19 protein-coding genes and 1 pseudogene are annotated in these 12,996 nt (G+C 44.9%); 15 read left to right on the forward strand and 5 right to left on the reverse strand.

All coding sequences use genetic code 11. From position 1 onward, the window contains the following. From ABW391_RS02195 to ABW391_RS02220, 6 genes and pseudogenes are all read left to right on the forward strand, one after another. Window positions 1-275, forward strand: a pseudogene (locus ABW391_RS02195) (hypothetical protein); the annotation flags it as partial. Then, a complete protein-coding gene (locus tag ABW391_RS02200; RefSeq protein WP_353480180.1) occupies window positions 275-727 on the forward strand; it encodes a hypothetical protein in 453 nt (150 codons plus the stop codon). The pseudogene ABW391_RS02195 and the gene ABW391_RS02200, both read left to right, overlap by 1 nt. A gap of 8 nt (window positions 728-735) precedes the next feature. Further along, window positions 736-1,494, forward strand: coding sequence for an adenylyltransferase/cytidyltransferase family protein (locus ABW391_RS02205; RefSeq protein ID WP_353480181.1), 759 nt, complete (start codon window positions 736-738; stop codon window positions 1,492-1,494). Next, window positions 1,491-2,180: a glycosyltransferase gene (locus ABW391_RS02210; RefSeq protein WP_353480182.1), complete on the forward strand. Its 690-nt coding sequence runs from the start codon at window positions 1,491-1,493 to the stop codon at window positions 2,178-2,180. The genes ABW391_RS02205 and ABW391_RS02210 overlap by 4 nt, the downstream gene beginning before the upstream one ends. A gap of 113 nt (window positions 2,181-2,293) precedes the next feature. Beyond that, window positions 2,294-3,169, forward strand: a complete 876-nt coding sequence (locus ABW391_RS02215) for a hypothetical protein (RefSeq protein WP_353480183.1) — start codon at window positions 2,294-2,296, stop codon at window positions 3,167-3,169. After that, window positions 3,162-4,106: a hypothetical protein gene (locus ABW391_RS02220; RefSeq protein ID WP_353480184.1), complete on the forward strand. Its 945-nt coding sequence runs from the start codon at window positions 3,162-3,164 to the stop codon at window positions 4,104-4,106. Before ABW391_RS02215 ends, ABW391_RS02220 begins: the two co-directional genes overlap by 8 nt. Here the strand turns inward: ABW391_RS02220 and ABW391_RS02225 are convergent. Genes ABW391_RS02225 through ABW391_RS02245 form a run of 5 tightly spaced genes read right to left on the reverse strand, consistent with a single transcriptional unit; the run spans window position 4,079 to window position 7,544 of the window. Beyond that, on the reverse strand, window positions 4,079-4,636 hold the full coding sequence (locus tag ABW391_RS02225; RefSeq protein WP_353480185.1) for a methyltransferase domain-containing protein: 558 nt from the start codon (window positions 4,634-4,636) through the stop codon (window positions 4,079-4,081). The genes ABW391_RS02220 and ABW391_RS02225 overlap by 28 nt on opposite strands. Next, entirely contained in the window at window positions 4,633-5,310 is a 678-nt protein-coding gene (locus ABW391_RS02230; RefSeq protein ID WP_353480186.1) for a class I SAM-dependent methyltransferase, read from the reverse strand. Before ABW391_RS02230 ends, ABW391_RS02225 begins: the two co-directional genes overlap by 4 nt. Further along, window positions 5,301-5,951, reverse strand: a complete 651-nt coding sequence (locus tag ABW391_RS02235) for an FkbM family methyltransferase (protein ID WP_353480187.1) — start codon at window positions 5,949-5,951, stop codon at window positions 5,301-5,303. The genes ABW391_RS02230 and ABW391_RS02235 overlap by 10 nt, the downstream gene beginning before the upstream one ends. Further along, complete coding sequence (locus ABW391_RS02240; protein ID WP_353480188.1) at window positions 5,944-6,747, reverse strand: hypothetical protein; 804 nt, start codon at window positions 6,745-6,747, stop codon at window positions 5,944-5,946. The genes ABW391_RS02235 and ABW391_RS02240 overlap by 8 nt, the downstream gene beginning before the upstream one ends. Further along, on the reverse strand, window positions 6,744-7,544 hold the full coding sequence (locus tag ABW391_RS02245; protein WP_353480189.1) for a hypothetical protein: 801 nt from the start codon (window positions 7,542-7,544) through the stop codon (window positions 6,744-6,746). Before ABW391_RS02245 ends, ABW391_RS02240 begins: the two co-directional genes overlap by 4 nt. Before the next feature lie 69 nt (window positions 7,545-7,613). Here ABW391_RS02245 and ABW391_RS02250 point away from each other — a divergent pair, with 69 nt between their 5' ends. The 9 genes from ABW391_RS02250 to ABW391_RS02290 all read left to right on the forward strand — a co-directional run. Beyond that, complete coding sequence (locus ABW391_RS02250; RefSeq protein WP_353480190.1) at window positions 7,614-8,411, forward strand: hypothetical protein; 798 nt, start codon at window positions 7,614-7,616, stop codon at window positions 8,409-8,411. After that, window positions 8,408-9,043 (forward strand): O-methyltransferase, encoded by a 636-nt coding sequence (locus ABW391_RS02255; protein ID WP_353480191.1) that lies wholly within the window; start codon window positions 8,408-8,410, stop codon window positions 9,041-9,043. The genes ABW391_RS02250 and ABW391_RS02255 overlap by 4 nt, the downstream gene beginning before the upstream one ends. Further along, window positions 9,043-9,768 carry a glycosyltransferase family protein gene (locus ABW391_RS02260; RefSeq protein ID WP_353480192.1) on the forward strand — a complete coding sequence of 242 codons (726 nt, stop codon included), beginning with the start codon at window positions 9,043-9,045 and terminating at the stop codon, window positions 9,766-9,768. Before ABW391_RS02255 ends, ABW391_RS02260 begins: the two co-directional genes overlap by 1 nt. 81 nt (window positions 9,769-9,849) lie before the next feature. Next, window positions 9,850-10,080 (forward strand): hypothetical protein, encoded by a 231-nt coding sequence (locus tag ABW391_RS02265; protein WP_353480193.1) that lies wholly within the window; start codon window positions 9,850-9,852, stop codon window positions 10,078-10,080. A gap of 69 nt (window positions 10,081-10,149) precedes the next feature. After that, the gene (locus ABW391_RS02270) at window positions 10,150-10,371 is read left to right on the forward strand and encodes a hypothetical protein (protein ID WP_353480194.1); all 222 of its coding nucleotides are present in this window, start codon (window positions 10,150-10,152) and stop codon (window positions 10,369-10,371) included. 88 nt (window positions 10,372-10,459) lie between these two features. Continuing rightward, window positions 10,460-11,482, forward strand: coding sequence for an AAA family ATPase (locus ABW391_RS02275; RefSeq protein WP_353480195.1), 1,023 nt, complete (start codon window positions 10,460-10,462; stop codon window positions 11,480-11,482). Between the two features lie 100 nt (window positions 11,483-11,582). Then, the gene (locus tag ABW391_RS02280; RefSeq protein WP_353480196.1) at window positions 11,583-11,756 is read left to right on the forward strand and encodes a hypothetical protein; all 174 of its coding nucleotides are present in this window, start codon (window positions 11,583-11,585) and stop codon (window positions 11,754-11,756) included. A gap of 108 nt (window positions 11,757-11,864) precedes the next feature. Continuing rightward, complete coding sequence (locus ABW391_RS02285) at window positions 11,865-12,284, forward strand: hypothetical protein (RefSeq protein WP_353480197.1); 420 nt, start codon at window positions 11,865-11,867, stop codon at window positions 12,282-12,284. A 107-nt stretch (window positions 12,285-12,391) separates the two neighbouring features. Beyond that, on the forward strand, window positions 12,392-12,996 hold a 605-nt coding region (locus ABW391_RS02290; protein WP_353480198.1), incomplete at its 3' end, for a DEAD/DEAH box helicase family protein.

A 12,996-nucleotide genomic window follows, 5' to 3' on the forward strand; every position in this document is an offset into this window, starting at 1 on the left:
GGAGGAAACAGCAGATGAGTGAAACAATAGCCAGTGAAATTTGGGGAGAACTCAAGCGTTTTGTAAACACAGTAGATCGTGCCGAAGCCGCTGAAACTGTGATACAGATCTTGATGGACAATGATAGTGATGTGGAAGACATTCGTGACGCATTCAAAGGTGACTCAGACATCAAACGTGCATTAACCGCGTACCTTGACAATGACAAGGACTATGCGGCCGAAGACGAAGAAGATGAGTTCGAAGAAGAAGAAGACGAAGACTGGGAAAACTAATGTGGTACAGTCGCGTAGTTGCCAGTTTAGGTGCTATCCCAGACTTCATAAATCACTACGAGCGTGAACTTGAAGATGCCAAGAAGGACTGCAAAATCTACGGCCTAGTGGAAAAGAACATTACTGCCTTGCCCGGAATTACTGAATTTAGATACAACCAACTGCAAGAAATTGAGGCAGTGTTGAACTATCTCAACATTCAACTGCGTAAAATACGTAGAAAGCATTTTCAAAAGTATCTAGAAGGGTACGCCCGTGCGCTAACCTCAAGAGATGCTGAAAAGTATGTGGACGGCGAAGACGAAGTGATTGATTACGAAACTCTGATCAACGAAGTGGCATATCTGCGTAACCGTTGGTTGGGCATACTCAAAGGTCTGGATACCAAACAGTGGCAAATGGGACATGTGGTCCGTCTAAGAACTGCAGGCATGGAAGACATCCAGGTGTAAATACCTGCATGAAAATCGTCATAGTAACCGGTGGCTTCGATCCACTACATTCCGGACATATCTCTTACCTCAATCACGCTGATCATCTGGGTGATCACGTGGTAGTAGGACTAAACTCAGATGCGTGGCTCACACGCAAAAAAGGACGCCCGTTTATGCCTTGGCGCGAACGCATGATTGTGTTGGACAATCTACACATGGTCGGAGACGTCATTGAGTTTGATGACAGCGACGGCTCTGCTTGCGATGCCATTCGTAAAGTCAAGGAAAAATATCCCAACGACGAAATCATCTTTGCCAATGGTGGAGATAGAACATCCAAAAACATTCCAGAACAAGTGTTTGAGGATGTGGAGTTTGTGTTTGGCGTGGGCGGAGAAGACAAAGCCAATTCCAGTTCATGGATCTTGGAAGAATGGAAATCACCCAAGACTGCACGTGCCTGGGGTTACTATCGTGTGCTACACGAAGTGGGAAGTCATGTCAAACTCAAAGAACTTACTGTGGCTCCCAAAACATGCTTAAGTATGCAACGGCACGAAAGTCGTGCAGAGTTCTGGTTTGTGGCCGAAGGTGAGGCCACTGTGTATACTGTGGACCCACACTCAACTGATCGTGACTTGAAGGCCAGTCCCGCACAACACCAATCAACATGGATCAAATTGAATGAGTGGCATCAACTGTGCAACGAAACTGATCAGCCGTTGAAGTTGATTGAAATTCAGTATGGTGAAGATTGTGTAGAAGAGGACATCGAGCGCCGATGAAGGACATCATACCTGTATTTGTAGGATACGATCCTAGAGAAGCAATAGCATATCATACCTGTGTAAATTCTATTATTCGAAATTCAAGTCATCCAGTTGCTATTGTTCCTGTGGCTCTTAATTTGTTTAAAGACTACACAGAAACACACACTGATGGTAGCAATCATTTTATCTACACTAGATTTTTAGTACCATACATGATGCAGTTCACAGGTTGGGCAATTTTTATCGATGGTGATATGATTGTGCGCGGCGACATTGCCGAATTGTGGAATTTACAAAACCCTTGCTCAGATGTGATGGTAGTCAAGCACGATTATAAAACCCGCATGGCTGAAAAATATCTCGGTGCCAAGAACGAAGACTATCCTAGAAAAAATTGGTCAAGTGTTATACTCTGGAACTGCGGTAGTTTCCCTAACCGTAAACTAATGCCAACTTTTGTGCAACGAGCCACAGGCGCTGAACTGCATCGATTTAGTTGGATAGAAGATAATCGCATTGGTGAATTGCCGCCAGAGTGGAACTGGTTGCCTGATGAATACGGGCCAAACCCCGCGGCCAAACTCTTGCATTATACCTTGGGCACTCCATGCTTTCACGAGTTTGCTGACACTCCCATGGGGGACGAATGGCACAGAGAACGCATACTCACTGAATACTGTCAACAAAGGTTGATAGAATGATCTGGGAACAGGAAGACGAATCGTCATATATTCCCCCGCCCCCGTCGAGGCCGCCTGAACCGCATGTGTTAGATCAAGTGGTGCCTGAGATACGGGAAATATTTGATAACATATTGAAGTATCGAGTAGATCCTGCTGGATCTACTTACGGTATTACACTACAAACGTTGAGTGAACAACTGGCAGCATTGCCTGTCGACAACATTGTGAGTACAGACAGCGAATACAGATACGAAAGAAAAGGACACATGTACGATCCTATACTACAAAGTTTTGTACAAGGTGCTGGGGGACAAATCAGCACCTGGGCTCGAGAAGAATTTAAAATGACACCAGTTGTGTTGCGTGGTATTACAAAACGCAAACAAATGGATGCCTGCCGAGCAGCCGGAAGAGATTTCTTCTACATAGACACCGGCTACTTTGGCAATGGCAAGAAAAAGACATTCCACCGCATTACCCGAAACGATGTACAATGGTTTGGAGATATCGTAGAACGCCCTTGGGACAGACTGGAAAAGACCAATGTCAGACCACAGAAAATGCGTCGAGGTACAAATATTCTTATTGCGCCCCCTAGTCAGAAACTGTTGAACAACTATGATATCATACTCGAAGATTGGTTAGCCAATGTACAAGAAGAAATCAAAAAGTACTCAGACAGACCTGTTATAGTAAGAACCAAACAAGGCCGCAGTACCAGAGTCAACGATGACACTATGGAAATGGCTTTAGATCGTGACGTGCATTGTTTGATTACGTTTTCCAGTATTGCCGCAGGTGAAGCATTGTTACACGGCAAACCTGCTATCACACTAGGTCCCAATGCAGCGGCACCGTTGTGTAGTCAAAGTCTTGATGCGATAGAAAATCCACGTATTCCCAGCATAGACGAAGTGGAAGCCTGGGCAAGACACATGGCATATTGTCAATTTACAGAAGTGGAAATGCGTGATGGTACTGCCTGGCGCATACTAAACAATGCTTGATTGTGTTGTTTACGTTTCCAGTGTGGCCAATGTAAAAAAGCACACACGCAAAACTCAATGCTTAGAAAGTTTTGCTACAGGAGTTGCCAGTTCTGGCGGACGAGTACGTGTTGAACACGATTATGTTTACACGCCCGGTCGCCTGGCAGTGATGTTGGGCTGGGCAACTACCAACACAGGCGGCCGTAATATAACTTTACGCAAAGAAATTATAGCAGAACAACGTCGACGTGGACTGCAAACCATGTGTATTGATGCCAGTTGTTGGAAATACACGGACGAAGGCAGTAGATATCTACGATATAGTTTGAACGGACCGTTTTACGATCGCGCGGAATATGCCAATCACAACAGTGACAGCGCCAAGTGGAACCAAATTCGACAAGCACTCCACGTTGAATTAAAATCTCCACAATTAAATCCGCAGGGTCATATTTTGATTTGTATGCAACGTGATGGCGGCTTTGCTATGAAAGCATTGGATCCCATGGAATGGCTCAATGGAAAAATTCGACAAATTCGACAACACACTCAACGCCAGATCATGATACGTCCTCACCCAGGTGATTATAGACCGGATGATTTTCACAAGTGGCACAAAAGACAAAACAATGATATTACCAGCATTGTGGTATCTGATCCTGTAAACACTCAGTTGGTAGATAACCTAAATGGTGCTCATGCCGCAGTATTCTTCAACAGCAGTGCTAGTGTAGCGGCTGTGTGTGCTGGCATACCTGTGTTTGCGGATGATGTGAGTTGTGTTGCTTGGACTGTGGCCAATCAGGATATCTCACAGATTGAATCACCTGTTGTATTTGCACGAGAACAATGGGTATATGACTTGGCCGCCGCTCATTGGTCGGATGCAGATGCACAGGCAGGACGCATATGGCAAAAGTTTCAGCCTTACTTGACCGCTACCACAACATCATAGTTGTGTCCCACAACGTCGGGCCACTTGTGGCTTTTGTCAAACACAGAGATCTCTTCTGACACAATAGTGATATCCATGTTGGCAAGCAACTGTTCACGCCACCAGTCTGGTGACTCCACAATCAAGTGAGCATTACGTCCATCAGGTAGATGTTTCTTTGCAGGATAACAAGCAATTCTAAACCAACCAGCAATGATCATCTTGTCACTGATCATGTGTAGTGTTTCTGCTAGATGTCCGGGCTCAATGTGTTCAAACACATCTGCACTGACCACCGCATCAAAAGATCGTTTGGGAACTCGATTATGAGCAGGATTTCCTGGGTCATAACCTTCCACACGCATGTCGGGGTATGTTTCCTGTATGCTGGCCATTAGCGCACCGTGTCCACAACCAAAGTCTAATACACTAGTGGGTTGATATTTTTCCAAGAATGGTCGTACACTCTTTAAGATTTTACCACCTCTAACAAACTGACCTTGGCTGTGCATTATGGCCAGTTGAGCCTGATATTCGGGATCTATAATCATCTGTGGTTTACCTCTACATATTTGTACTTACCAGTCCATGTACTAGGAACATCTTTCCAAGTACCATTCAGTTGATCGTCTATCCAACTGGGATAGTGCAAACGGTCTTTCCACCACCAAAACAAATCACTACCAGACCAATCAGTAAAGTGATTGCGGAAGAACTCTCTAGTCCTGGGCAGTCTAAAGTATTCAGGATCATACATGGTTTTTTTGCCTTTGGCTTCGCGTTGAAAGTTTACACCAACAAAACAAAACTTTGTTGCATAACCTTCTAGCAAATCACGCACCCATGGCATGTCATCATCGGGTATGCTGTTCAATACCTGTGTGCAAATGACACCATCAAATTTTGTACCTGCAGGAGGTCGTTCTGTAAACCCTTCCACACAAGGATCGTAACAATAAACAGTAACACCCAGGTACTTGTCAAATGTTTTCCATTCTTCCTGCGGCAACTCAATGCCAGCACCACCACCATACGGCAGTCGCTCCTTGTATTGCAGTCCCTTACCACATCCGTAGTCTAGTATAGTTTTTGCACCATAGCGATCCACTAGATCCTTGATCTGCTTTTGATATTTGACCACATCGTAACCAGCCCAGCTTTTGTTTTGCTCTTGAAACTCAGTGCCTAGTCGCACTGACTCTTGATAATAGGAACTTACTGCCATCCCATGATCCAATCATCACGCACTTGATCTAGTTTGACCATACCCCAATCTTCCAGCAATCCAACAGCCGCAAACTGTCCGTATTGTTTGCTGTAAGCATCATGTGGTTTTTGCTCAATCACCACAATGGGTCTGCAACGTCGAATGGTTTGTTCGGCACCTTGCAGTATGCGATACTCGTAGCCTTCGCAATCAATTTTGATATAACTTATGTCGTGAAAGTTCAAATTGTCAAGACGAACAACTTGCACATCACCGGTGCCCATAGAAGCAGGGTCAAGATGGCTGTGTCCTGAATTATCTTTGGTAATGATCATTGTGCCCTGGGTATCCTGATCGCCCAGCGCAATGGGACGCACTTCAAAGTTGTCGCCTACAACATTGCGCTCCAGGCATTCTCTAAATATGCCAACAGGTTCAAAGGCTATCACACGACCAAAACTTTTCACAAGATCACGACTCCATAATCCCACGTTGGCACCAATGTCCAGGGCCACATCTCGTTTTTTACATAACTCAATACTGCGACGTCGTACAGCAATTTGATATTCAGGTGGCAAGCCTTTGTCCACGCTTTTCTTAATCATACGTGGCAAGTGTGTTTCGAAGTCGGGAAATTGCCATCCATAGTGTTCACGCATGTTGAGTCTCCTTGAGTATTGCGGCTGCGGTGCCATTGGCCAGTTCTGTGGTATGGAACTGCCCATACGCCAAGTGGCATGCCCACTGATATACCTGGTCACTGTCCGGGAACCAGGGTGTTTCTATTGTGCTTAAATCCGTACTGCTCACAGGTGTTGCGGCATTTGCGGGTGCTGTGACAAATGTAGGTACACCAGCCAGTACCGCTTCTGTTGCGGCTGTTGAGTTGAATGTAACTATGGCATGCACATCGTTGAGCCACTCTTCGGGCCGTTGTGTTTTGCGATCCCATCTTGATGCAGGACGTTCTCTCATGCGTATGGGACGATCAGTATATTGCCGGATAGTGTCCGTTGTGGTCTTTAACCATTCGTCTAAGGTAATACCGTAAAATGTACAAGGCTTTTCGTCTGGAGCAACCACAAGTATGTCTCTGCAGTGATTCTGTCGGGGACGGATCTTGATGTTTAATCGTTGTAGTCTATCCGCGGGTCTATCAATCACAGCGCCATGTTGTAGATCGTTTGGTACAATTCTGTGATAAAACTTCCAACCATTGGGATTGGCCATGCTGGGTCTGTTGCCTAGATAACCAGAATCCATGTAATAAAAATCACGTTGGTCCTCCCAACAGCGTCGGATAATCTTGTGTTTCATTATACCACGTAGAACCAGCGGAGCATCGCTGTCTTCATAACGCCATGTTTCCAAACAAGTGGGCACAGTTTGAGACCCGGCCGCAAACATTTCAATGTATTCGTCGGCGTTGTTTTTGTTTAGGAATATCCAGGTCATTGCCAGTATGCTTCGGTGCGTGTTACTTTCAGGTCAACTCGTTTGCTACGGCCCATGTCTTTTCTGGCTCCTTTGAGGTGATCCAAGTAAGCACCCCATTCGCAGTTGATTAATGGATGACCTTCGCCAGTGATCAAATGCCCTGACCAATCTAGTTGGTTAAGATTACATTGCTTTCTTACCGCATCAAACACAAACGAGTCGTGCCATTCATCCAAGGTGAATATTCCGTGCTCAGCATCATCATAATAACGTTGAAACAGTTGCAAGAAAGTTTTCACAGCCGGACGACTGAGATTCATTGCATACAATCCACATTCGGTATAGTTGTGTCTACGTCCGAGAAAGCACAGGTCTCGATCTGGGGGACACATGCGTTCTAGGTCTGCTAGGGTAATAGTGCTGTGGCACACAGTATCGCCGTCCATCCATATCAACCAATCAGTTGCGATAGATCTAGCACAGTGGAATATGCTGTAGACTTTGTGAGCAAAACGCACAGCGTCCCATTTGAATCCTTTACCGGCATCTTTACGTCGGGCTCGTGCAGGATCATCGCTGACATCTCCATTGGCTCTTGGCACACCGGCCCAGGCAGTTTTGAATGTGGTCAATGCATCTGCTATGGCAATATCATGCACCACAAGATTGGGTGCAGTTTCTGCCACCGCACAACCTTCTGCATAGACCACAAGGGTGACTTGTTGCGGCCAATTCTGTAGAAAGGTTTGGATCATGCGTTGGCCATATTGTTTATAACCGGCTGCGTTAAAGGTGGTAATTACTGTGTACTTCATCAAAAATTACTTATGATCAAAAACGTAGCCTATTATCCTTTACAATGTGCAAAAAATGCACAGCCTGTTATGAGTGCTGTACTAGATTGCCTACAGGCTAGAGGAATCCAAACACAAGAGAATTCAATGACGAGTGACGCGGCTATTATTTGGTCAGTGTTATGGGCTGGTCGGATGAGTGCCAATCAAGCAGTGTATGAACACTATAGATCACAAGGCCGGCCAGTGATCATAATTGAAATTGGGGCATTGTATCGGGGCGACACTTGGAAAATTGCAGTGAACAATATCACGGCTGACGGCTATTATGGACATGTAGATAATCTGGACTGGGACAGGCCTAAAAAATTACGCATTAGCCTGGCCACACAATTTGCATCCAATCCCAACATCATTGTTGCCTTACAGCATGATCGTAGTTTACAGGTCACTGGGCTGGACATGACAAGCTGGTTGCACAGCACACTAAACATCTTGAAGAATTCAACAGACCGCCCTATCACTGTGAGGCCACATCCGCGATGCAAGTTAGCATTAACCAATTTACCCCCAGGAGTTGCTGTGGAAATACCCAACCGATTGCCCAATACCTATGACAGTTATGACATGCATTATGATTGTCATGCTCTAGTCAACTACAATTCAGGACCAGGAATACAAGCTGCCATTGCTGGAGTGCGGCCCATTGTAGAAACAACCAGTTTAGCATACCCCGTGGGTGTTGGGTTTGCAGAAATTGAGCAACCATACACTCGAGACCGGGAGTTATGGCTTGCACAGATTTGCCATACTGAATATACTTTAGATGAACTACGCCGAGGTACCTGGATAAGTAGAGTGGCACCAGCACTAGAAAGAAGCGTATGAATACCTGGCTTGACCATTACCGCAGAATATACTATCCTTTATTAAATATCCAATTCGATGGAGTCCGGGGAGTTCTTGCGGACGGCTTTTATAACAGAGCCGTGGGATTTGATGTTATTTTTAGATTGTTGCTAAATCAAAAACAAAGCAACTTTAATATCATTGAAACAGGCACACTGAGAACCCCGGGCAACTGGATGGACGGCCAGAGTTCCAGACTGTTTACAGAGTTTGTGGATCTTTATGATGGCCAAATGCGCAGTGTAGACATAGATTCAGTGGCCTGCGAATCCGCAAGAAACACTATCACTAGCCACAAGTTCTCAGTCATACACAGCGACAGCGTGGCCTGGCTTGAATCGTTAACTGATTTAGATCAAGTGGATTTGTTTTACTTGGACAGTTATGATGTGGATTGGAATAACGATACTGCAAGTGCTGATCATCATTTAAAAGAATTCAAAATCATTCAGCCATTTATTCGCCCAGGTGTGATAGTGGCCATAGATGACAACTCGCGTTGGGTCAACAAAAATCAGCGTACCGGAAAAGGTCGTGCTGTGGTTGAGTATCTTGAATCCCAAGGCCATTTACCTATTCTGGACGAATACCAAATCATTTTTCAATTTTAATGTCAAAAAAGAACTCTGGACGCATTGACTGTGCCTGCGTTATACACGGATCGGGGTATGACTGGCAATATGTAGAACGATTGTACAACATGCTGTGCCGGCATTTGACTGCAGAAGTCTGCTTGCATGTGTACACAGAACATGACAGATCAGTACCCCCACACATGGTCAAACATATCCTGCAAGACTGGGGCATATCTGGACCCAAAAGATCATGGTGGTACAAGATGCAGTTGTTCAACCCTGCTCACTTTGCAGGCGATATGTTGTATCTTGACCTTGATGTGGTGATTGCTGACTCACTGGATTGGATACCCGATCACCCTACAGATTATCTCTGGACCATTAGAGACTTCAGATACCTACAGCGTCGTGACACTGCCACAATGAACTCCAGCATGATGTGGTTCAATGTTGATCGTTTTGCCTGGATATGGGACCGGTTCTCACAGGCTGATTTCAACGGCACAATCAAAAGTTATCCCGGAGATCAAGACTACATAGGTGCGGCACTGGACGTGAATCAACGACGTTTCTTTGATGACTTTCGTTTTGAAAGTTATCGCTGGCAGTGCCTGGATGGCGGGTATGACTTTGCTCGGCGAAAACATCTCAAGCCCAACTCGGGGGTTCGAATTCAACCCAGTACCTCTGTAGTTGTGTTCCACGGCCGGCCAAAACCCCACGAAAGCACAGACCCTATAATACAAAAACTGTGGCAGTGAAAAAGTAGTACTTTTTGCGTACTTGACCATGAATTCCCATTTTGCTACAATAGTGACATACAAAGCAAAAAGGAGTCCAACATGGGATACCGAATTATCGCAGACCGGTTTGAAACAGACATGATGCGCCAAAAGTATGGTCCACGCAAGGGACTGGAAGGCCCTTTTAAGTATGCATCAGGACGGGTGCTATATTACGATCCCCGAGAAGGTCGCTACTATGACCCCACCACAGACTTCTACGTCAGCCACGAGGAAATGGACGCAGAGCATGGCATTCTTGTTCAGCGTTTGGTTGATTTCCAAAAGTAATACTTTTGCTGTAGTTGACAACTAATTGGTCTTTTGCTATAATATACACATAAAGAAACAAAGGAACATATGAATTTAAAACTCAAAGCCGCATTACAGACAGCAGGAGTCCTTGCTGTAATTTGTACCCTATCAGTTGGTGTACAACTTTTGTTAACAGGTTTAACCGCTGATGACATCTCTAATATACTGTCAGTGGGAAGTATTACACTTTTGGTATATTGCATGTACCAACTGGTGCTGAGCCGTTTAGAATACACCCAAAAAGTTGATGAAATCGCTAAAAAGTAATACTTTCGCTGTACTTGACCAATAAATCAACATTTGCTATAATATACACATAGACAGTAAGATAAACCCGCACAAAAAGGAGCCAACTATGAGTGCAATCCGCGTTGTAAAAGGTACATACCGCAACCGACCCGTCCGTAATCAAGAATTTGTTCTTGTAAACGGTTTCCAAACTGGTGCCAAAGGTAACTATGTTACAGTGAAAAACAATGGCATCTTCCCAAACTGCCCTGATACAGTGCGTATTAGTGTAGACAACATTTCTGACATAGAGTACACTAACGGCATGACAAAAGACAATACAGTACATTTTGAAAAATCCGCCCTTGTTGCAGAAACTGACGAGGACGCAATGAATCGTATCCGTGAGCGTTTTGACATCCTAACAGAGATGACAAAGGCCACAGTCAGCGGCGACATCCGTGCAATGATTGTGAGCGGCCCTCCAGGCGTGGGCAAGAGTTACGGTGTTGAAACTGAGATTGAAAAGGCATGTTTGTTTGACAAACTTGCAGGCAAGCGCCTCCGTGCAGAAGTTGTCAAAGGCTCGGCCACTCCAATTGGTCTGTTCCAAACATTATACAAATACTCAGATGAGAATTGTGTCATTGTGTTTGATGACTGTGACAGCATTTTGCTAGACGACGTGGCTCTGAACTTGCTGAAGGGTGCCTTGGACTCCGGCAAGAAACGTGTTATCTCCTGGTTGAGTGAGAGCAGTGCCTTGCGTCGTGAAGGTATCCCAGATCGTTTCGAGTTCAAAGGTTCAGTAATCTTTATTACCAACTTGAAGTTTGATCAGATGAAGTCGCAGAAATTGCGGGATCACCTGGATGCATTGCAAAGCCGTTGCCACTATCTGGACTTGACCTTGGACTCACAACGTGACAAATTGTTGCGTATTAAACAAATTGCCAAAGACGGTGTACTGTTCCAGGACTATGAGTTTGAAGAGGCTGTGCAAGACGACATCATTGACTTCATGCTGGTGAACAAGGACCGACTGCGTGAATTGAGCCTGCGCATGGCGCTGAAGATTGCAGACCTGCGCAAGATGTCAGTGCTAAACTGGAAACGTTTAGCAGAGACAACTTGTATGAAGGTTGCTTAAAAGTTTTGAGGGTCACATCGCATGGACACTTCTCTTAGAAATAAGACACTAGATCCTGCAACCGTGACCCTCCCCAATTAATAATTTTTTAAGGATTGATATGGCGGGCAAAGCAAAATCGGTCTACCTAACCGTGACTCCCAAAGGCCAATTCCAGACTGTTTTTCGCAAGACATTCTTTGATGCCAAAGGATACAACGACTATGTCAATAGTGAAGAGTTTAAGACCAAATGGCCCGCAGATCAATTTGATGTTATAAAGGAAACCTACTGATGTACGAAATTTATGATGGCGACTTGTTGTTGTTTACTGTGGCAACTCGTGATGAAGCAGACGAACAGAAACAAATGGGATTTCAGATAGTGCGTGTGGCAAAATAACATGAAAATCGGTCTAAGTTATAGTCGTTGTATCCGAGACATTGTGGACGGAAAAGTAGACATGCAAGACGTGTTGATTGTGATTGCCCGCACTGATTTTGATCCACATAACAACGAACAGTGGAAGGGAATTTGGGACGGATATCGCATGCGTTCGGGCTGGAGCAATCCTGAATGGTATGATTATGATGAACAAGATGAAGCAAAATTTCGCGACGTGAGCATTGAACTTTGGGATCAAGGTAAATTGCACCAACCTAGACAGTTTGGCGCACATGCTAGACGCTTGCCTTACTACTGGTTGGAAACTGTGGTTGCTAACGAGGATTTGGAAAACTCTCCGGCAATTAAAGATGCGTGGGATCAATTTCAAATATTGGCCGGACTTACTTCTACAAAATTAGAATCTCACAACGGTTAAAGTTTCCCCGGGCATTGGTTGGCTCCGGCCCGGGTTTTATGGCAGGTACCCTTAAAAAAGGTACCTGTCTTTTTGACTTCTTACAACAATAAGTATATACTAACACAATGAAACGATGCACAATACAAATTCGAGATGAAGTAAACATCCGACTAGAAGGACTAGATCTAGATGTTCGCAAAGCCTTGGTCACGGCCTTCAAATACGAGAATCCCGCCGCACGTTACATGCCAGCAGTGCGACTGGGACGCTGGGATGGCAAGGTAGCATACTTTCAACTGGGCGGTAGTACATATACAAATCTCTTGCCTGAGATCATTCCCATACTTGAGAAGTTTGATTATGACATTGAGATAGATGATCAAAGAGAATACTCTACCTCATTTGAGTTTGAACAAGTGCGTGAAGACTCGTTTGCACATATCACATGGCCCAAAGGTCACCCTGCCGCAGGTGAACCCATCATCATGCGAGACTATCAAGTTGACATTGTAAACAACTTCCTGGCCAATCCACAGTGCCTACAAGAAGTGGCCACAGGCGCAGGCAAAACAATCATGACAGCAGCCTTGAGCAATGCTGTCACACCATATGGACGTTCAATTGTTATAGTGCCCAACAAGAGTCTAGTGACACAAACAGAAAAAGATTATATCAACATGGAACAAGATGTTGGTGTGTATTTTGGCGATAGAAAAGAGTACGGGCGCCA

Origin of the sequence: Haliscomenobacter sp., assembly GCF_040403615.1 — a bacterium.
Taxonomy (GTDB): domain Bacteria; phylum Bacteroidota; class Bacteroidia; order Chitinophagales; family Saprospiraceae; genus Haliscomenobacter.